This is a genomic window from Lysinibacillus sp. GW247-5R2A (genome assembly GCF_059424475.1).
This window is the reverse complement of record NZ_JBWKZL010000009.1, coordinates 195,926-216,528: the sequence shown is the minus strand read 5'-3', so window position 1 is coordinate 216,528 and position 20,603 is coordinate 195,926. Positions and strand designations below refer to the sequence as shown.

Here is a 20,603-nt window from a genome sequence, read left to right as displayed (position 1 = left end):
TTTATTTAATGATAGTATATCGGCATCATTGTAACATACTTCCGAATTAAAATGTGAACATTTTGTTAAAGATTAAATACTTTTTCAATTTGTTCGATTGACCAATCTAAATCCTCTTGTGAAATAACAAGTGGTGGAGCAAAACGAATAACTGTATCATGTGTTTCTTTACATAATAAACCTAATTCTTTTAGTTTTTCACAGTATGGACGAGCTGCTTCTGTTAATTCCATACCAATAAATAAACCACGACCACGTACCTCTTTAATAACTGGGTTATTAATTTCTCTTAACTTACCTTTGAAGTATTCACCAAGTTCATGTGAACGTTCAGCTAATTTTTCATCTAATAATACTTTAATAGATGCAATTGAAACTGCACAAGCTAAAGGATTTCCTCCGAAAGTTGATCCGTGTGAGCCTGGGTTGAATACACCTAGAATATTACGGTTTGCAGCTACACAAGAAATTGGGAATACACCGCCACCTAATGCTTTACCTAAGATGTACATATCTGGTTCTACTTCTTCCCAATCACAAGCAAACATTTTACCAGTACGTGCTAAACCTGCTTGGATTTCGTCAGCAATGAATAATACGTTGTTTTCACGGCAAAGTTCGCGAGCTGCTTTTAAGAAGCCCTCTGTTGGGATAACAATACCAGCTTCACCTTGAATTGGTTCAATTAAGAATGCTGCTGTGTTTGGTGTAATAGCTGCTTTTAATGCTTCAAGATTACCGTAGTCTACTAATTTAACGTTTGGTAACATTGGACCGAATCCACGACGGTATTCCTCATCAGAAGAAAGAGATACAGCAAGCATTGTACGACCATGGAAGTTACCATTACATGCAATCACTTCTGCCTTGCCTTGTTCTACGCCTTTTACATCATATGCCCAACGACGAGCTGCTTTAAATGCAGTCTCTACTGCTTCAGCACCAGTATTCATTGGTAATACCATTTCTTTATTTGTTAACTTTCCTACTAGCTCATACCATTCACCAAGGTTTTCACTGTAAAATGCACGTGAAGTCAATGTTACTTTATCAGCTTGCTCTTTTAAAGCAGCGATAATTTTTGGGTGACGGTGTCCTTGGTTTACAGCTGAATAAGCTGATAACATATCTAAATATTTGTTACCCTCTGGATCTTTAACCCAAGCACCCTCAGCCTCTGAAATTACGATTGGCAGTGGATGATAGTTTGCTGCACCATAATTTTGTGTTTGTTCAATAACTTGTTGAGTTTTTGTCATATTCTATTCTCTCCTTACTAAATGATGATAAAAAATCGATGCAAGAAAGGACTATGTATTTCTGTAAGTAGAATAATTAAGAATTTAGCAACAACAATCGATCAATTTGCAAACTCTCCCCAAGTAAACTACATAATTGGCTACGGTATTAGTCAACGGTCGTATTACTTGGAGAAGTTCCACAAATTCTGTCACAATGCTTCAATTACTACTTATTAAAATAGCCCTAACGTCAATGTAAAATTAAAGCATTTCTGAAGTTGTTTTTGCTTGCATGTGAAGTTGTAGGTAGTCTGGGCCACCAGCTTTTGAGTCTGTACCTGACATGTTGAAACCACCGAATGGTTGGTAGCCAACAATCGCACCTGTACAGCCACGGTTGAAGTAAAGGTTTCCAACATGGAATTCTTCACGTGCTTTTTCTAGGTTCACGCGGTTTGTCGTAATGACAGCACCTGTTAAACCGTATTCTGTATCGTTAGCAATTTCAATCGCTTGATCGAAATCTTTTGCTTTTGCGATCGCTACTACTGGTCCGAAGATTTCTTCTTTCATAATACGTGCAGAAGGCTCTACGTCAGCGAATACGGTTGGTTGTACGAAGTAACCTACTGAATCGTCCGCTGTACCACCAGCTACTAAACGACCTTCGCCTTTACCGATTTCGATGTATTCCGTAATTTTATTGAATGCTGCTTGGTCAATAACCGTTGCCATGAAGTTGCTGAAATCTGTTGGATCTCCAACTGTTAAAGCGTTTGTTAACTCTTCTACACGGTTCACCACTTGGTCATACACATCTTCTACGATGACAGCACGAGAACATGCTGAACATTTTTGACCAGAGAAACCAAATGCTGATTTCACAATCGATTGTGCAGCTAATTCAAGATCTGCTTCTTTATCGACAACGATTGTATCTTTACCGCCCATTTCAGCGATTACGCGTTTGATCCAAATTTGACCATCATTTAGGACAGAGGCACGTTGGTTAATACGTAAGCCAACATCACGTGAACCTGTGAAGCTGATGAAACGAGTTTTTGGGTGATCAACTAAATAGTCGCCCACTTCAGCACCAGAACCTGGTACAAAGTTAACAGCTCCTGCTGGAAGACCTGCTTCTTCTAATACTTCGATAAATTTATACGCCACTACTGGTGTTGTAGAAGCTGGTTTTAGTAATACTGTATTACCTGTTACTAAAGCAGCTACTGTTGTACCAGCCATGATCGCAAATGGGAAGTTCCAAGGTGAGATGACGATACCAATTCCTAGTGGAATATAGTCATAACGGTTGTATTCACCTGGACGGCTTTCTACTGGTTGGCCGTTTTTAATACGTAGCATTTGGCGACCATAGTATTCTAAGAAGTCGATTGCTTCTGCTGTATCTGCATCAGCCTCTGCCCATGGCTTCCCTGCTTCTTTTGTTAATAATGCTGAGAATTCGTGTTTACGACGACGAATAATAGCGGCTGCTTTGAAAAGAACATCAGCACGAATAGCTGGATCAACTTTTTTCCAAGTTTTGAATGTTTCATCTGCTGCTTGCATAGCTTTTTCAGCTAAATCTTTGCTCGCTTTTGAAACACGGCCAATAACTTCTGTTTTCTTTGCAGGATTGTACGAAACGATTTTATCTTCAGTTGTAATACGCTCACCACCGATAATAAGTGGGTAGTCTTGCCCTAAGTAACCTTCAACTTTATTTAAAGCCTCTACATAAGCATTGTAGTTTGCCTCTTGTGAAAAATCTGTGAATGGTTCGTGTTTGTATGGAATCATACTTAATCCTCCCTTGTGATATATATATGGGTATGCAAAAAACATTGACGCAAAATATCTTTGCGTATAAAATATTCTTACACTTATTATAATGCAAAATTTCGTTGCATATTTCAAGTAAAAAATTTTTGAGGTGCACATTTTTATGAAAAATTCTGAACCTTTACTACCTTTTTATGAGTTTATTGCAACAAATGTATCCGTTGGTATTCATGCAGTAGACCTATCTGGCAAGACGATTATTTATAATACAAAAATGAAAGAAATTGAAGGATTCCATTTTGATGAGCTAGCGGATCGTTCGATTATTGAAATGTTTTCCTTCCGTCAGCACGAAAGTACCTTAATGCGTGTATTACAAACTGGAAAGAAAGAAATTAATGTCAAACAATCCTATTGGAATAAAAATGGCCATGAAATTACAACCATTAATGATACTTTTCCACTTATTGTAGATGGAAAACTGATTGGGGCAATAGAATTTGCGCGTGATATTACATCATTAGAAAAGCTTGTTTATCAACCCCTTCGTCGTTATGATGAGCCTTTGACGTTCGACATGATAAAAGCTGAATCTGAAGCAATGAAGCAAGTCATCGAAAATGCTAAAAAAGCAGCGGCTGTAAAATTACCAGTATTATTAATTGGGGAATCTGGGACAGGCAAGGATTTAGTGGCTGAAGGTATTCACCACGCTGCTTCACCAGATCCTGAAGCCTTTATGACACTCGTTAGTCGTCGTTCCGCTCAATCAGTGCTTGATAAATTAAATCAGCTTTTAGAAGAAGATAAAGACTATACCTTTTTCTTTGAGCGCATTGATTTTTTGAGCTTAGACATTCAAGAGCAATTATTAGATATACTCCAGTCCCTACCGCAGTCCAAGTACATGTTAATTGGCAGTGTAGGTAGCGACCCGATTACATTAATTGCTGAAAAAAAGCTGTCCAAATCACTTTATTATTTCTTTGCAACGATGGCTATTACTATTCCCCATTTAACTGATCGAAAAGAAGATATTCTCCCATTTGTGGATGATTATTTTAGCCGACACCGAGAACGATTTGCTTCACAGGTTACAGAGCTAGCACCAGATGTACAGGAATTATTCTTACAATATGATTGGCCTGGCAATTTAAAGGAACTCGAGTTACTATTGGATGAAATTGTTTCATTTATGACGATAGAGTCTACGGTAACCTCAGATTTATTGCCGCTGCATTTCCGCTTCAAGGTACAGCAGCAAGATACCAACAATCGTGAACCTGAATTCTTTATGTTCCATCAAAATCATGATGTCATGCCATTAGATGCTTATTTGCGCGAAGCCGAATCATATTATGTGCAAAATGTCTTAAATTTATATGAGGGCAATATTACAAAAGCCGCGAATGCACTTGGAATGAGTAGACAAAACCTTCAATACCGAATCCGAAAAATAAAAAAGCAATAACATAAAAACAAGGATACCTTCACGTTGAAAGTATCCTCGTTTTTTATTGTCCAGATTGTTCAATCCAGTCCTGTAATTTATCTTTTAAGGAATTAAAACCATTCGCATCCGATTCATCTACACGGTCCTGCAATGATTTGCGTGGTGGTGCTTCTTTTTTTCTAACTGTTGCCGGGCGTTCCTGTAGCGCTCTCATCGATAAACTAATTTTTTCGGCCTCTTCATCGATTTCAAGTATCTTGACCTCTACTTCTTGCCCAACAGCTAAAAATTCACTAACATCCTTCACAAAGCCGTATGTGATTTCCGAAATATGCACAAGGCCTTGCGTATTGTCATCTAATGCAACAAATGCACCGTATGGTTGAATACCTGTAACTTTTCCGGTCAACACGTCTCCTAATTCATATTTTTTTACCATAACCTTTGCCCACTTTCTTTTGGTTTGCTACGTATATATCGGTTAAATTATAACATACGTGTAAAATCGGGGCAAAAAATCTCCTTACTCAGAAATGGCTGTAATGATGCAACGTTTTTCACCTTTTCCTATTGTCGCTGTACCTAATTGGAAGGTTAAACGTTGGCCAACCATATGAATTGATTCTGATTTCACGTCTACTTTTATCGTTGTTTGGGATGTATCAGTTGCATAAAGAACTGTAAAATGTTCCATACCATCATATTGAACCACTTTATTCACATCTACATCTTGAGAAACTAACTGTTTAATGGTTTCTTGATCGCCTTTTCCTTGTGCATATAAGAATAAGCTAACGACATTCATTGGATTTAATGAATCTAGGATGGTATCATCTTTGCTTGATATATAAGCATTGTATAAACCTTCAGTTTGGATAATCCAACGGTAATCAATTTGTAAGCTCGTCGAACCATCTGTTGATTCGATATAGACTTCATTACTCAAATATGAAAGCTCCATTCCAATATCATGTTTTGTAAGATTATCAATTGTTTTGGATGTTCCTTTTTCTTTAAATTCTTCATGGATAAATTGTGCAGTTACGCGCATCGATTCTCCATACTTTCCATTTGCAGCGGCATTTAAAAACTCCATATGTTCGGGCGAATATCTACTCATGCCATCCATACCTTTTAGAAGTAAAAGCCACGTATTTTCGAACTCTTTCTTTAAATCCCGTAATAGGAAATCAAGTCCTCCTATTGATAGATCCGATATTAATGTTCTTTCATATAATTTTAAAATTCGAGCAGTTTCTTCTGTAGAAAACCGTAAATTTTCACCTTCCAATAATGAGCCAGTAGCCCAATATTTAAACAGACCTAATATGTCAGAGTGAAGACGATCCGCATATGCTGGTGCATTTTTCTGAAAAATGGGATCTGCTCTAAAGCTAAAGGTATTCCCATCATGAGACAACTCAAAATACTGTTTTTTAGCTGTAGCGATTAATTGTTTTAGTTCTTTGGGATAATTTCTCTCTTTTTGTGATAGTGCGCTACTATAAGGAGAAAGTTGATTAGTATAATATTGCAAAACATCTTTCGTTGAATAAAAATAATTGCTAAAAAAATATCGAGATTCTTCATATGACATAGAGCTTTCAAATGTGTTGATTTGCTCTATTAACTCCCGAGGTGTTTGCAAATTATCTAGTATTTCTTGCTCCAACTCCGCTAAATATTTTGGATTATCCATCATTCTATTAACAACTATTTTTTTATTTCTAGCCTTATCATTGTATTTATTATCAGCGATTGCAATAAACGATAGTTTCCTAAAGTCTTGTTCGGGTATATCGAGCTCCTGGCGTGTTTTTTCACGTTTTTCCTGATACCTTTTTTGTAAGCTTGAGAACCATTCTTCATAGCTACTCTCTATCTTTTCTTCATTTGAATGCACGGATGTGGATGGATGGAACATATATGACGACATTAAAATTCCAACTAATAACACACTGGCGATGCTCGCAATCCAAACAGCAGGCTTTTGCCATTTTGTTGAAGGCTTTGGAACTGTTTTGTTAATTTCTTGAAATTCCCTTTTGGCATCCTCATTTGCAATTTGCTGAAGAACATGCTGTGGCTCTAGCTTTGATTCCATTCGCTCATAGGATTTTTTCAGTAGTGCCATACGTTGATTAAATTGTTGATCATCCATTTTCAACACTCCCCTCTTGCATTAATGCTGCCTTCAACTTTTCTTTCGCACGTAATAACCGTACCTTAACCGTTGATAAAGAAATATTTAAAACCTCTGCGATTTCTTCATATTTTAGCTCGTGGAAATAATACAGTACGATAGGGTACCGATATTTTTCATCTAAGGCTTGAATAGCATTGTGTAAGAGTTTATCTTCTTCAAATAATAGAACATCGTCTTCAGCAGAGAGGAAAATGGTTTGCCTTTGTGCATTAAGCTTGTCCTCTTTTGCCAGCTCTCTCTGTTCCTTACGATAATAATCACGTGTAGCATTCAATGTAATTTTATAAAGCCACGTCGTAAATCGATCCTGTTTAAATTGATGTAAAAAGCGATACAGTTTAACAAATACCTCCTGTGAAACATCTGCTAAATCATTGCTATGTACGCCGCACTGAAAGGCAAACTTTTCAACTGTTTGTTGATGAATGCGTATAAGATCGATATAGGCTTCTTTGTCTCCTTGCTGTGCCCTCGCTATTAATTCAGCCTCCTCCAAGACAATCCCCTCCTTTTGTTTATGGAACGACAGTACCTCCCTAATTGTTACATATTAAGGATGTTATTTACTCTAAAAGAAGGAGCCTTACTAAAACGCCATCACACGCTCTATAAATCGGCTCTTAATGGAGATATCCCTCCAATCAATATTCAGATATTTGCTTGTGTTATGAGAATATTGCGGTAAAATAAAACTTTAGTACAAGGAGGCTTTATTTTTGTGTCATCGAGAGATCAATTTACAACTAAAATTGGGTTTATTTTAGCTGCTGCCGGAAGTGCTATAGGGCTAGGAGCCATTTGGAAATTCCCTTATATTGCTGGTACTAATGGTGGTAGTGTCTTTATTTTATTATTCATTTTATGTACATTCTTTATCGGCTTACCAGTACTCATTGCAGAGTTTATGATTGGCCGTCGTGGACAAAAGGATGCTGTCACATCCTTTAAAGAACAAGCGCCAGGAAAGCCATGGTATTTAATTGGTTGGGGTGGTATGGTCGTTGCGGGCCTTATCTTATCTTTCTATAGTGTTGTAGGTGGGTGGATTTTAAGCTATTTGGGCCGTGCCTTTACGTTTAAGCTAACAAATGCAGGTTCTAACATTAACTACGCAGATTTATTTGGCCATATAATATCGAGCCCATTTGAAGCAGTGCTTGTGCAAGGGCTATTTATGTTATTGACAGTAGTCATTGTATCAGCCGGCATTAAAGGTGGCATTGAGAAAGCCAGCACATGGATGATGCCGCTCTTATTTATTTTCTTCATTATATTAGTCATACGCTCTTTAACATTAGATGGTGCATTGGAAGGCATTAAATTTATGTTTGTGCCTGATTGGTCGTACTTGAATGCCGAAACATTTTTAATGGCATTAGGACAAGCATTTTTCTCATTAAGTGTCGGTATTGCTGTGATGATTACCTATGCTTCATATCTATCAAAAACCGAGAAAATTGGTAACTCAGCAATCAATGTTGCGTCCATGAACATCATCATCTCTTTACTTGCTGGTCTTGTTATTTTCCCAGCAGTATTCGCACTTGGCTATACACCTGATCAAGGACCTGGCCTCGTATTTATTATTTTGCCAGCTGTCTTCGAGCAGCTACCTCTCGGTGGTCTATTCTTAACCCTCTTCTTTATATTATTACTATTTGCCACAGTTACATCTTCCATTTCCATGTTAGAAATTGTCGTGGCAATTGCAATTGGAGATAAACCAGAAAAAAGAAAAAAAATTGCCTGGATTGGTGGCATCATTATCTTTATTGTTGGTATTCCTAGTGCGCTGTCATTTGGTATACTATCAGATGTGAAGATGTTAGACCGTTCTATTTTTGAGTTTGTTGATTTTATGACCAACAATATCGGAATGCCTATTGGCGCTCTGCTCATATCAATTTTTGCAGGTTATTATTATACAAAAGATATTTCTCGTAAAGAGCTAGCCGCATCTAATTGGATGTTTACAATTTGGTACATGTTAATTCGCTATGTGTCCCCAATTGCTATATTAATTATTTTCATTCAAGGTATTTTACCAATATTTAAATAAGGATATAGAGCCTCTATCATGTCAATGCAAAAAGAGGTTGTCGTAGGACAACCCCTTTTTTTATAGGAAATATGCAAAATATTTTAAATAATACATTTTGCTTCAAATTTAATAGCAATCAGTTTGTAAGAGATGGCTACACAATCCTCAAAAGGAATCCATTGCTCAAACGAATGCTCATATGTTTCTTGAATTACTTTTGCAAGCGTAGATGGATCATCGATTCCTTGCAATGCCGCTACAACATCTGCTGTTTCCGTATCATAATGGTCTGGACCTAAGTGGAATGGATCCCACTCCTCTAGCAGATGGACAGCTGCTTGATTCATTTTTACATTTTCCAAAATACTCACCTATTATCCTTTGATCATAATCGTATGATACCATAGTAAATAAAAAAGAAAAGAGTGATTTGCTTGTCTATTTTTGATCAAACTATCAAACGTCGTTGTACAAACTCCGTAAAATGGGACGCAATGAAAATGGTTTATGGACTAAACGATGCGTCCGATATCTTGCCAATGTGGGTAGCTGATATGGATTTTGCTGCACCAACAGCCGTTTCAAAAGCATTGCAGGAACATGCTGAACGCACTATTTTTGGTTATAGTTTTATTAGTGAGGAAGCGATACAGTCAATCGTGGACTGGCAAAATACTCGTCATGATTGGCAAATTGATAAGGATTCCATCGTATTCTGTAATGGTGTTGTAGCTGCCTTAGCAAATAGCATTGTTGCCTTTACTAATCCGGGAGATAAAGTCCTTATTTCCACACCTGTTTATCCACCATTTTTTAACATCCCAAAAAGCAATGGGCGCGAAGTGGTAAGCTGCCAACTAGTTGAAAAAAATGATGGCAAATTTATCGTTGATTTTGAAGCTTTTGAACAGGCACTAGCTCAAAATGTGAAAGCCTACATATTATGCAATCCTCACAATCCTGGCGGTTATGTATGGGATGAAGCTACTTTAAAGGAAATTGTACGACTCTGTGCTCAATACGACGTCCTTATTATTTCAGATGAAATTCATGCTGATTTAATGATAAATGGAGAAAAACATATTCCTATTGCCAAAGTAGCAGGCGATGAAATCAATCGTATTGTAACGTGTATGGCTCCTACTAAAACATTTAATTTAGCAGGTATTCAGGTTTCCTATATGATTGTGCCAGATAAGAACAAACGTCTACAGCTTGAAGCTGTGAATATGGCAAGTGGACAAGGCTCATTAAATACTTTCGCCTCTGTAGCATTACAGGCTGCGTATACGGAAGGCTCCTCTTGGCTAGATGAATTGCTGCCGTATGTTTCAGCAAATATGGATTATGTCAAAGAAGAGTTAGAGCAGATTCCAGGCATTCGCATCATTAAACCACAATCCACTTATTTAATATGGATTGATTATAGAGAGCTTAACCTTGAAGAAAAAGATATTATGAACCGACTATTAGACATTGGTAAACTGGCGTTAGAGCCAGGGACAAAATACGGTGAAGAGGGTCAAGGCTTCTTACGTATGAATGTAGCTTGTTCATTTGAAACAGTACGAGACGGCGTAGAGCGCTTTAAAAAAGCGTTTGAACAATAAAAGTAAGAGAAGGAATCCCGATTATTTAGGATTCCTTCTTTTTAGATGTTTAAATTCCTTAATATGTGGAAAAGTTTCTTAACAATCGGATGGAAAAAGGGGTGTTTTCAATGGACTTAGTTCCTTTAATAATTCAGCGTGCCTATATGACATTCTTGTTTCCCTTCGCCTACCAAACAAAAGATCGGCAAAAGATTGGTAATATCCTTTTAGAAGAAGGGTTTTCTTTTTTTGAATTGAACAATATTACTCTTGAAAATGCCTTTTATGGAGACATAACAATCATACATGAAGAGCTTGCCCAGTTTTTTTATCCCTTTCTTGAAGACAAATTATTCCCAAACAAAATGGATAGCCCAGACTTTCTTCGTTTCTCAAAAGCATTTTATACACAAGGGGCCTTACACCATCAAGAAAATTGTATAAACTATGAGCTTATGAGCATCGATGTAACGCTATGCCCTTTCGGCAATGGCATCGTCACTGTACGAACAAGCATAGACAATCCTTATGACATTAGTGATATTTTAAATTTCATTCATTACTTTAGAGTGCTGGAGGCAAAATTGCGAGAGGAAAAGGGCGCAAGTCACCATTTCTCGTTCGGTCATTGTGATTCTACGAGTGAGCTATTATTTAACTATTTTATCCCCTTCCTAAAGCCTTTTTTACAGCACCGTCAAGATCATAGCTATGAAGGATTGCCCTTTTTTGAAGATGAACGAATGTTTTCCTCAGCCTATTTAATATGTGATGAACAAGCAGAACTTTTACCTGAGCATCTTTTTCGATTAGGGCAAGTAGATGGAAGAACACCTGATGGCAAACCCTTTATTTCAAGCACAAATTCTCCATATATTTCAAACTATGTAGAGGAACACGCCCATACACGCTGGGCACCCAATAGTTATATTATCTCTTCAGCGCAGGCACAAATGACACTTACAAATAAGCCATTTAAACATTGTTCACATAGCATTCAGGAGTTTATGGGTACTCACTATTATAATTTGTTCATTCATTATTTTTATAAAATGATGCTCTTAAAGCTATCCTACGAATACAGTGAAATAAAGTGGGGAAAAGATCAACAAATTGTCAATGAATTAATCGAACTAATCACAAAGTTCTCTGCACGTTATTATTTCGAAGAAGTCGTTGTTCGGACTGAAGGTCGGGAAATTTCTCAAATACTACGAAAGCATTTCCGTATTAATGAACATTATGTAGAAACAAAAGCGACATTGAACAGTTTATATCGAACACTAGAAGATCAGTCTGATAATCGAAGTAATAATTTACTATTTATTTTAACTGTATTTACGGTTATATCTGGTATATACGGCATGAATTTAGTCATTGAAGAATGGAAGGACAGTAGTGATTTAGATAGTGTTTGGAGCTATACGCTGTTCGAATGGGTTGCCTTTATTACCGCCATGAGCGGGATTGGCCTATCCATTGTACTCGTTTGCTTCAATGCCTTCAAAACACTACAAAACATCGTTCGTCGTTCTAAAAGAAAAATGTAAATAAAAGAATCTGTCTCCATTGGAGGCAGATTCTTTTTAATTAGACATTTTGTTGGTTGTTTGTACTTTTCTTTTCTGCTAGTATACGTGCTTCAATTTCTTTTGATTTAATTTCCTGTTTCTTAGAAATTTTACGGAAAAGCGTAAACACGACTACACACAAAATAAGCATGATTAAAAATTCAAATGCTGCTGGAATATATCCTGATTTATCTTCAGGGAAATATAAAAATTGATACATTAAGTTTTCCATGCTCTACACGTCCTTATAATTATTATTCAAAGACTGTAATTGACTCAATTTTCACATCTTCTAATGGCTTATCACGGGGATCTTTTTCTACATCCGCAATTTTATCCACAATATCCATTCCTTCTATAACATGACCGAATACAGTATGTTTATGGTCTAACCAAGGTGTACCGCCATTTTTTGCATAAGCTTCAATAATTTCCTCTGGGAAGCCTGCTCCTTGCAATTGACGAAGCATATCGCTTGGAAGATGTTTCATTTGAACGATAAAGAATTGAGAACCATTTGTGTTTGGACCAGCATTAGCCATTGATAGCGCACCGCGTAGGTTAAACAATTTATCTGAGAATTCATCTTCAAAAGAATCTCCCCAAATCGATTCACCGCCCATACCTGTTCCAGTTGGGTCCCCACCTTGAACCATAAAGTCTTGAATAACTCGGTGGAAAATGATGCCGTTATAATAACCTGATTTAGCATGACCCAAAAAGTTTTCAACAGTTTTTGGTGCAAACTCTGGGAACAATTTAATTTTAACTGCCCCTAATGTTGTGTTCATTTCTACAAGCACTTCGCCTGCTTGTACGTCTGTTGTTAATTGTGGAAACATGGAAGTCTCTCCTTTAATGATAATTTTCAGTTTCAATGAAAAAGATGACAATTCATCCTTCTTGACCTCATTTTAGTCTAACATACTTCCGATTGGTTTTCTTCATCAAAGTATTGACGATTTATGCACTTTTAACTTCCTCTCTCCAAACAAAGGAAATAGGTCTGACCGAGTATTTGGAATCAATCCAAAATATGTTATTCTGTTGAAGGATTCATAGAAAGAGTGGAGGCACACATGAAAAAGGCTTTTGGTTTTTTTATTATACTTCTTTCCTTACCTGTTCTATGGTGGATTAGCACAAACATACGAACAGAAATCAATACCGCACAAGCACATGAGGAACAAATTACACAGGCTATTCATTTACCTGAAGTACAGCCTCAGCTCCCTGTAACACTTAAGGACCAAAATGGGCAAACATTTAGTGAGGAATATGTCGAATGGCGGCAGCCACTAACATTACAAGAAATTCCACAAATTGCCCAGGAAATATTCATTGCAAGTGAGGATGCCGACTTTTACGAACACATCGGCTTTGATTTAAGTGCTATTATGCGTGCAGTTGTCGCCAATTCAAATACGAGTACTAGCTCACAGGGTGGCAGTACGATTACACAGCAGCTTGTTCGAATGCGTTATTTATCTGATGAAAAAACATATGAACGAAAATTAACCGAACTTTTCTATGCTTATGAATTAGAAAAAGAGTTCGATAAAGAAACAATTTTAACGATGTATCTTAACGAGTCCTATTTTAGCAATCAAGTTTACGGAATTGGTGGAGCAGCCACTTATTATTTTCAAAAGCCACTCCAGCAATTATCAATAGCTGAAATTGCTTTTATTGCAGCAATTCCTAACAACCCGTCACTTTATAACCCTTTAAAAAACTTTGATCAAACTAAAGCACGTCAAGAACGCTTATTAGATACACTTGCCGTGAAAGGTAGCATTACTAAGGAAGATGCAACGACTTATAAGGCAGAGCCTATTACATTGCATATTAAGGATAAAATACAAAGCTATCCTATGTATGGCACTTACGTTCTTCAAGAATTAAAATGGTTAGTTGCAGAAAAAGAAGGCTATGCGGATCGACTTAACAATACAGACAATGAGGAAGAAAAGAAAAATATTAAGTCACAATTAGACAATCGACTTGATACATTATTTCAAAATGGACTCATAATTAACACTGCATTGGATCCACAAAAACAGCAGCATGATGAGCAACGAATGACCGCTACCTTGGGTGCCGGTTCATTGCAAGCAGCAGGTGCTGTTATTCACAACCAATCCAGAGAAATCGTTAGCTTATATGCAGGAAAAAACTATGAGAAGTTTGATTATCATCGCGCATTTCAAGGAACACGTCAGCCAGGCTCCGCCTTTAAGCCACTGGCCGTTTATGCTCCTTTCTTTGAAACAACCGCACATACACCTGATTCGATTGTAAATGGTGGTAGTTATTGTGTCGGTTCCTTCTGCCCTCAAAACTATGGGGGTTACAAGTATGGAGATGTGTCGCTACGCACTGCGTTTCGACATAGCTATAATACATCGGCACTGCGACTCTTCCAAACAGTTGGCGTTGATACAGCATTTCAATATTTAGATCGCTTCCATTTCCGTTCCATTGTAGAAAAGGACCATAATTATGCCGCTTCCTTGGGCGGGCTTACTTACGGTGTAACGGCATTAGAACTAGCAGATGCCTATACAAGCTTTATTGATGGATCTTATGTTCTAGCGCATAGTATTCGTAAAGTTACAGCTTTAGATGGAACAGAGCTCTATAGTTGGGATACACAGCGTGATCAAGTTTGGTCTCCTAAAACAGTAAAATACATGCGTGAGCTACTTGCCGATGTTGTGATGAACGGTACGGGACAGGGAGTCTACAGTAATAGCAGCTATGTTGGTGCCAAAACAGGGACAACGAATGACTATCGAGACTATTGGCTTGCCGGGCTTAATGATACCTATACAGCTGCCGTATGGATTGGATATGATAAGCCTCAATCCATGCAAAAATTAGAAGAATACAAAATTCATCATCAATTATTTAATGTATTACTTGAGTAAAATAAGTGGTTGGAATGTAATAATCACAAAAGGGAGCAGAAAGAGATTTTCTGCTCCCTTCAGACTGTAGACAAACTCAAGAATTGGAGAGTTTGCCTACAATCTTTTTTTCTTTTTTCTTTTACATTCGAATAAAAGAAAGCCTTTGATTTCCACTATGGTGGGGTCGGGCTGGCTGCTTCCTACGCTTTCGCACAGAAAACATCTGCACAGTCCAGAATCTCGACTTTCCCCATTCCCCGCAGAAGTCACGGCCCTTCATTCCAATCAACATACCCATTAATGTAAAGCATGGACGTGCCAGGCAAAATAAGAAGTTGCCTATGCTCGAACAACATGTGGTCATTCACAAATAGTCACTTGAACATAAGAAAAACCATCGAGATAGAGCCTCTCGATAGTTTTTGCTACAGTATGCATTTATTGGGCAAATGGTAGACTTGCTAAAATTCCATTATATAGTTTTAATACAACATACACGATGAATGTTAATAGAATCGTCCACATAAAAAGTTCAAAGATTAATAGACCGATTGTGCCGCCCATTGACATAAAATGACTCATTTTGTAAATAAGATAAATGAAATATGTAAAAACAGTGAGGACAAAAATGCCTATTAACACATAAATAAATTGGATCGCAAATGCTGAACACATAGCACCAATAAACAAAATGATATAGCCGCCTCGCGCTTGGCTAACAGTTGCACCATCGTTGTCCTTTGAAAAAAAGAGCATTCCTAACTCATGAATGGTTTCTCCTACTAGTTTGAGTGCTGAAAATAGCATAAAAAATACAACAGCAAACACTATGAGCAAGAATACACGTAATTCAACATCAGATAAAAACTCTCGCATTCCTGAATATACACCGATCGCTCGAAAAATCTGTAAAGATTCTCCAACTGCGTACATACCAAATGTCAAACTAAACAATAAAATTGTAATTAATGGTAAATAACCGTAGATATATGGATTCTTCATAAAAAATTTTTTCCTCTATTTTTCTTGATAACTTCCTATTTATAATATAACGAAAATTCTTCCACTACCGCAAGCTAAATCCCAATAGTACGTATGCATTCCCAATTAAAGTACGTTATAATTGATTTACTTACCTGCATAAAGGAGGGTTTTTTTGTTACAAGTACTTTATATTTTCATTCCAATGCTTGCTGCAATCTTCGTACCATTTTTATATAAAAGCATAAAAAATATTCATACTGGCTGGTTTGTTCTCGCTGTTCCAGCTACGCTCGTAGTTATTTATGCATCCTATATTGCACAAGTAGCTAAAGGTGGAGTATTTACCGCTAAACTTCCTTGGATTCCATCGCTTGATATTTCCTTCGTCTCCTATTTGGATGGCCTTAGCTTATTATTCTCGCTATTAATAACTGGAATCGGATCTTTAGTTGTGCTCTACTCCATTTTTTATTTAGATAAACATAAAGAAAAATTACATAATTTTTATGTTTACTTACTGTTATTTATGTCTGCCATGCTTGGAGTAGTACAGTCAGATCATTTAATTACACTGTATTTCTTTTGGGAATTAACGTCCATTTCCTCATTCCTGCTCATTGGTTATTGGTATAACCGTGATGCATCACGCCTTGGCGCACTGAAATCAATGATGATAACAGTCGGCGGCGGCTTAATGATGCTAGGTGGATTTGTGCTTCTCTACTTAATGGGTGGAACTTATTCCATTCGGGAGCTAATTATGATGGCACCGAATCTAGTTGATCAACCTTTATTTACATGGTCGCTTGTGTTATTACTTCTAGGAGCATTTACAAAATCTGCACAATTTCCATTCTACATTTGGCTACCAGATGCAATGGAAGCACCTACACCAGTCAGTGCATACCTACATTCTGCCACGATGGTCAAAGCAGGTATTTATTTAGTAGCACGCTTTACCCCAATATTTGCGGCCTCTGAGCTCTGGGTATGGCTTGTAACAGGTATAGGGATTTTAACTTTATTATGGGGTTCCTTCTTTGCAGTCAAGCAAACGGACTTAAAAGGAATTCTGGCCTTCTCGACAGTTAGTCAACTTGGACTTATTATGTCACTACTTGGGGCAAGCGCAGTGGCATTTCATGCGAATGAATCAGTAGATACTATTAAATTCGCGGCATTTGCTGCTATCTTCCATCTCATTAATCACGCAACATTTAAAGGTAGCCTATTCATGATTGCTGGGATTATCGATCATGAAGCAGGAACGCGTGATATTCGAAAACTTGGTGGGTTAATGAGTATTATGCCTATCAGTTTCACAGTTGCGGCGATAGGAAGCTTATCGATGGCTGGTCTTCCACCGTTTAATGGCTTCTTAAGTAAAGAAATGTTTTTAACAGCCATGCTCTCCCTTCAAAAGTTTGAGCTCTTTGGCTTTGATACATGGGGAGCGCTCTTCCCAATCATCGCTTGGATTGCTAGTATTTTCACATTTATTTATAGCTTTTATTTTGTTTTCCGAACATTTAATGGCAACTACAAACCAGAGCAATTACCTCATAAACCACATGAGGCACCTATTGGAATGCTAGTTTCTCCAATGCTTTTAGCGGGATTAGTTGTGTTCATTTTCTTTATCCCGAATTTTATTGGCGATACATTTGTCAAACCGGCTGTTCTAGCGATTCAGCCATTTTTATACGAAACACCACAGGATATTGACATACATGTAGCAGCTTGGCATGGGGTCAACCCAGAACTTCTGATGACGATAGGAATTATCATTATTGGAGTACTGCTATTTGTATCACTACCGAAATGGCAAGGAATGTATCAGCGATTCCCAAAGGCTTTCACTTTGAATAATGCTTATGACAAAATTATGCAGGGGTTAGATGTTGGCTTAAATCGCCTCTCTCGACTCTATATGACGGGTTCAATGCGTCATTATTTACTCTATATGTTTAGTGGTATTGCTGTTATCGTCATTGGTTCGCTTTTTGTGAAAAATGCCTTTAGTCTTTCATTCCAAGGGACCGCTCCGATAAGACCCTATGAAATTATTTTAGTCGTGGTTTTATTAATTGGAACAGCTATCACCATACTAGCTAAATCGCGGTTAACGGCCATTATAGGTCTTGGCTCTGTTGGATATACGGTTGCATTATTCTTTGTTATTTTTAATGCACCAGATTTAGCCTTAACACAGCTTGTTATTGAGACTATATCTGTTGCCCTCTTTTTATTGGCATTCTACCATTTGCCAAAGCTTGGTAAACGAGAAGAGCGTATGAGGTTTCAATTAAATCGAGCTGTTATATCCATTGCAGTAGGTGTCATGGTAACACTTGTCGCACTATCTGCTCATTCGCAAAAACTCATTCCTACTATTTCTAAGTACTATGAGGAAACCGTTTACTCTTTGGCGGGCGGAGGAAATATTGTCAACGTAATTTTAGTAGACTATCGTGGCTTTGATACATTGTTTGAAATTACAGTACTCGCGATTGCTGGAATGGCTATCTTTGCAATGATTAAATTGCGTATGAATAGAAAGGAGAAAACACATGAAAACAAATGATGTGATAATACAATTTACGGCAAAAATTGTATTCTTCATTATTTTCTTCTTCTCCATTCATATTTTTTTAGCAGGTCATTACACGCCGGGTGGTGGCTTTGTTGGAGGGCTTTTAACCTCCAGTGCCATCGTGCTATTAGTGTTAGCGTTTGACATCCGTACTGTACGCCATATTCTACCTATTAATTATACGTATTTAACGGCTATTGGTTTATTATTAGCCCTTGCTACTGCGGCATTCCCTATGTTTGTGGGTGAACCTTTTTTTACTCATTTCTTTGATTATTTCGATTTACCGCTTCTAGGCAAACAGTCTTTACACACGGCTATGCTTTTTGATAGCGGTGTCTATCTGGTTGTTGTCGGTGTTACGATGACCATTATTCAAACGATTGGAGAGGATGAATAATGGAAATAATTATGGCCTTTGTCATCGGCTTCCTTTTTATGGCAGCTGTCTATTTAATTTTATCAAAAAGTTTATTACGAATTATTATTGGTACAGGACTTTTAAGTCACGGTGCTCATCTACTTATACTAACGATGGGTGGTCTTGGTGGTGAGGCTCCACCCGTGTTAAACGAAGGGGCCAAAACTTTTGCAGATCCATTACCTCAGGCACTTATCTTAACTGCTATTGTCATTAGCTTTGGCGTCACAGCGTTTTTCCTAGTGCTGGCATATCGTTCCTATCAGGAGCTGCAAACTGATGATATTAGCTTAATGAGAGGAAGTGATGAGGATGAATAACTTCCTACTGCTGCCTATCATCATTCCGTTTTTCTTCGGTATAATTTTAATGTTTGGGCAAAAAAATTTAATGTATCAACGAACATTTTCATTACTTGGAATCGGGATTTCGTTGATCACTGCCATTTCACTTCTAATGAAAGTGAAACATGATGGTATCCAAAAGGTCACTTTTGGAGATTGGCCAGTTCCTTACGGCATTACAATGGTTTCTGATATGGTATCCGCATTGCTCGTGACAACGACATTGTTAATTGCCTTTTTTGTTGTTTGGTATGGCTTTGGTTCAATTACGAAGGAACGTGAACGATTCTTTTATTACCCTGGCATCATGTTTATTTTAACTGGGGTTAATGGGGCTTTTACTACAGGTGATATTTTCAACTTATTCGTTTTCTTCGAAGTATTATTAATGGCTTCTTATTTATTGATCGTCCTCGGTGGCGAGAAAGGGCAACTGAAAGGATCGATTAAATATATTTTAATTAATGTTATTTCGTCTGCCCTATTTGTCATTACAGTAGCCTTTTTATACTCGGTTGTAGGAACATTGAATATGGCTGATATTGCCGTTAAAATAGCTGAAATCAATCAACCAGGTATCATTACCGTTATAGCTGTACTCTTTTTAATGGTATTTGGATTAAAAGCAGCCATTTTCCCATTGTATTTTTGGCTTCCTACTTCGTATGCAGCGGCGCCTATACCTGTACTAACATTATTCGGTGCACTGCTCACAAAGGTAGGTGTCTATGCGATTACACGTACCTATACATTATTCTTTGTACACGATTTATCCTATACTCATGATCTATTGATGGTACTTGCCATTGCGACAATTGTGGCTGGATGCATCGGGGCACTCGCTTACTTTGATGTCAAGCTTATTATTATCTACAATATTGTCATTGCCGTAGGGGTTATTTTATTTGGTGTCTCACAAATGAATGAAGCTTCCTTAAAGGGAGCAATGTTTTATTTAGTACACGATATGCTCATAAAGGCAGCACTCTTTATGTTAATCGGTATAATCATCTATATTACAGGTACATCTGATTTGCGTAAGATGGGTGGTCTGATGAAAAAATACCCGGCACTTGGTTGGTGTTATTTAATTGCATCATTTGGCTTAGCCGGAATTCCACCACTTAGCGGATTTGTTGGCAAACTATTGATTGTACAAGGTGGCTTTGAAGCGGGTAATATGTGGAGTAGTATTTTCATATTAGCGTCCTCACTGCTCGTTTTACTATCCGTAATTCGTATCTTCATCTATGCCTTTTGGGGCGAGGAAAAAGAAACGAAGGGCATCGTTGACAAATCTATCTACAAAATGCTGTTTATGCCCTCAGCCCTTTTAGTACTTATTTCTGTCGCATATGGTGTTGGTTCCGAATGGATGACGCCATTTATGGACGATGCAGCAAAACTTTTAAATGATCCATCTATCTATATAGATGCTGTGATGAAGGGGGATTAAC

The 20,603-nt window shown here is 37.5% G+C and carries 18 protein-coding genes; 9 read left to right on the top strand and 9 right to left on the bottom strand.

What is annotated here, in order from left to right; all coding sequences use genetic code 11:
- Positions 1-65 precede the first annotated feature (65 nt).
- Positions 66-1,259, bottom strand: coding sequence for an ornithine--oxo-acid transaminase (locus AC07YC_RS15410; RefSeq protein WP_171366157.1), 1,194 nt, complete (start codon positions 1,257-1,259; stop codon positions 66-68).
- A gap of 243 nt (positions 1,260-1,502) precedes the next feature.
- On the bottom strand, positions 1,503-3,047 hold the full coding sequence (gene pruA / locus AC07YC_RS15405; protein ID WP_036119850.1) for an L-glutamate gamma-semialdehyde dehydrogenase: 1,545 nt from the start codon (positions 3,045-3,047) through the stop codon (positions 1,503-1,505).
- A 145-nt stretch (positions 3,048-3,192) separates the two neighbouring features.
- On the opposite strand from pruA, the gene AC07YC_RS15400 reads away from it, so the two are divergent.
- On the top strand, positions 3,193-4,500 hold the full coding sequence (locus tag AC07YC_RS15400) for a sigma-54-dependent Fis family transcriptional regulator (RefSeq protein WP_008178156.1): 1,308 nt from the start codon (positions 3,193-3,195) through the stop codon (positions 4,498-4,500).
- Positions 4,501-4,543: 43 nt separating this feature from the next.
- Here AC07YC_RS15400 and yugI read toward each other — a convergent pair whose 3' ends face one another.
- The 3 genes from yugI to AC07YC_RS15385 form a co-directional block, all read right to left on the bottom strand.
- The gene (gene yugI / locus AC07YC_RS15395; RefSeq protein ID WP_008178152.1) at positions 4,544-4,921 is read right to left on the bottom strand and encodes a S1 domain-containing post-transcriptional regulator GSP13; all 378 of its coding nucleotides are present in this window, start codon (positions 4,919-4,921) and stop codon (positions 4,544-4,546) included.
- 84 nt (positions 4,922-5,005) lie between these two features.
- Complete coding sequence (locus AC07YC_RS15390; protein WP_494919832.1) at positions 5,006-6,643, bottom strand: hypothetical protein; 1,638 nt, start codon at positions 6,641-6,643, stop codon at positions 5,006-5,008.
- Positions 6,636-7,184, bottom strand: a complete 549-nt coding sequence (locus AC07YC_RS15385) for an RNA polymerase sigma factor (protein WP_069482439.1) — start codon at positions 7,182-7,184, stop codon at positions 6,636-6,638. The genes AC07YC_RS15390 and AC07YC_RS15385 overlap by 8 nt, the downstream gene beginning before the upstream one ends.
- Positions 7,185-7,406: 222 nt before the next feature.
- Here AC07YC_RS15385 and AC07YC_RS15380 point away from each other — a divergent pair, with 222 nt between their 5' ends.
- On the top strand, positions 7,407-8,747 hold the full coding sequence (locus AC07YC_RS15380; RefSeq protein ID WP_494919831.1) for a sodium-dependent transporter: 1,341 nt from the start codon (positions 7,407-7,409) through the stop codon (positions 8,745-8,747).
- Positions 8,748-8,830: 83 nt separating this feature from the next.
- On the opposite strand, the gene AC07YC_RS15375 is transcribed toward AC07YC_RS15380, so the two are convergent.
- Positions 8,831-9,091: a DUF1871 family protein gene (locus AC07YC_RS15375; RefSeq protein WP_008178143.1), complete on the bottom strand. Its 261-nt coding sequence runs from the start codon at positions 9,089-9,091 to the stop codon at positions 8,831-8,833.
- A gap of 72 nt (positions 9,092-9,163) precedes the next feature.
- Between AC07YC_RS15375 and AC07YC_RS15370 the strand changes: the two genes are divergently transcribed.
- Both AC07YC_RS15370 and AC07YC_RS15365 read left to right on the top strand, forming a co-directional pair.
- On the top strand, positions 9,164-10,339 hold the full coding sequence (locus AC07YC_RS15370) for a MalY/PatB family protein (RefSeq protein WP_494919830.1): 1,176 nt from the start codon (positions 9,164-9,166) through the stop codon (positions 10,337-10,339).
- 110 nt (positions 10,340-10,449) lie between these two features.
- Positions 10,450-11,871, top strand: coding sequence for a hypothetical protein (locus AC07YC_RS15365; RefSeq protein WP_494919829.1), 1,422 nt, complete (start codon positions 10,450-10,452; stop codon positions 11,869-11,871).
- A gap of 40 nt (positions 11,872-11,911) precedes the next feature.
- Here the strand turns inward: AC07YC_RS15365 and AC07YC_RS15360 are convergent, their stop codons facing one another.
- Entirely contained in the window at positions 11,912-12,124 is a 213-nt protein-coding gene (locus AC07YC_RS15360; RefSeq protein WP_008178137.1) for a hypothetical protein, read from the bottom strand.
- A gap of 22 nt (positions 12,125-12,146) precedes the next feature.
- Positions 12,147-12,734: a peptidylprolyl isomerase gene (locus AC07YC_RS15355; RefSeq protein ID WP_494919828.1), complete on the bottom strand. Its 588-nt coding sequence runs from the start codon at positions 12,732-12,734 to the stop codon at positions 12,147-12,149.
- A gap of 237 nt (positions 12,735-12,971) precedes the next feature.
- Between AC07YC_RS15355 and AC07YC_RS15350 the strand changes: the two genes are divergently transcribed.
- On the top strand, positions 12,972-14,822 hold the full coding sequence (locus tag AC07YC_RS15350; protein ID WP_494919827.1) for a transglycosylase domain-containing protein: 1,851 nt from the start codon (positions 12,972-12,974) through the stop codon (positions 14,820-14,822).
- 420 nt (positions 14,823-15,242) lie between these two features.
- Here AC07YC_RS15350 and AC07YC_RS15345 read toward each other — a convergent pair whose 3' ends face one another.
- Complete coding sequence (locus tag AC07YC_RS15345; protein ID WP_008178131.1) at positions 15,243-15,806, bottom strand: DUF5366 family protein; 564 nt, start codon at positions 15,804-15,806, stop codon at positions 15,243-15,245.
- 154 nt (positions 15,807-15,960) lie between these two features.
- Between AC07YC_RS15345 and AC07YC_RS15340 the strand changes: the two genes are divergently transcribed.
- Genes AC07YC_RS15340 through AC07YC_RS15325 form a run of 4 tightly spaced genes read left to right on the top strand, consistent with a single transcriptional unit; the run spans position 15,961 to position 20,602 of the window.
- Positions 15,961-18,372, top strand: a complete 2,412-nt coding sequence (locus tag AC07YC_RS15340; protein ID WP_494919826.1) for a Na+/H+ antiporter subunit A — start codon at positions 15,961-15,963, stop codon at positions 18,370-18,372.
- On the top strand, positions 18,359-18,781 hold the full coding sequence (locus AC07YC_RS15335; protein ID WP_008178127.1) for a Na(+)/H(+) antiporter subunit B: 423 nt from the start codon (positions 18,359-18,361) through the stop codon (positions 18,779-18,781). Before AC07YC_RS15340 ends, AC07YC_RS15335 begins: the two co-directional genes overlap by 14 nt.
- Complete coding sequence (locus AC07YC_RS15330; protein ID WP_008178124.1) at positions 18,781-19,122, top strand: Na(+)/H(+) antiporter subunit C; 342 nt, start codon at positions 18,781-18,783, stop codon at positions 19,120-19,122. The genes AC07YC_RS15335 and AC07YC_RS15330 overlap by 1 nt, the downstream gene beginning before the upstream one ends.
- On the top strand, positions 19,115-20,602 hold the full coding sequence (locus tag AC07YC_RS15325) for a Na+/H+ antiporter subunit D (protein WP_494919825.1): 1,488 nt from the start codon (positions 19,115-19,117) through the stop codon (positions 20,600-20,602). The genes AC07YC_RS15330 and AC07YC_RS15325 overlap by 8 nt, the downstream gene beginning before the upstream one ends.
- The last annotated feature ends 1 nt before the right edge of the window (position 20,603 follow it).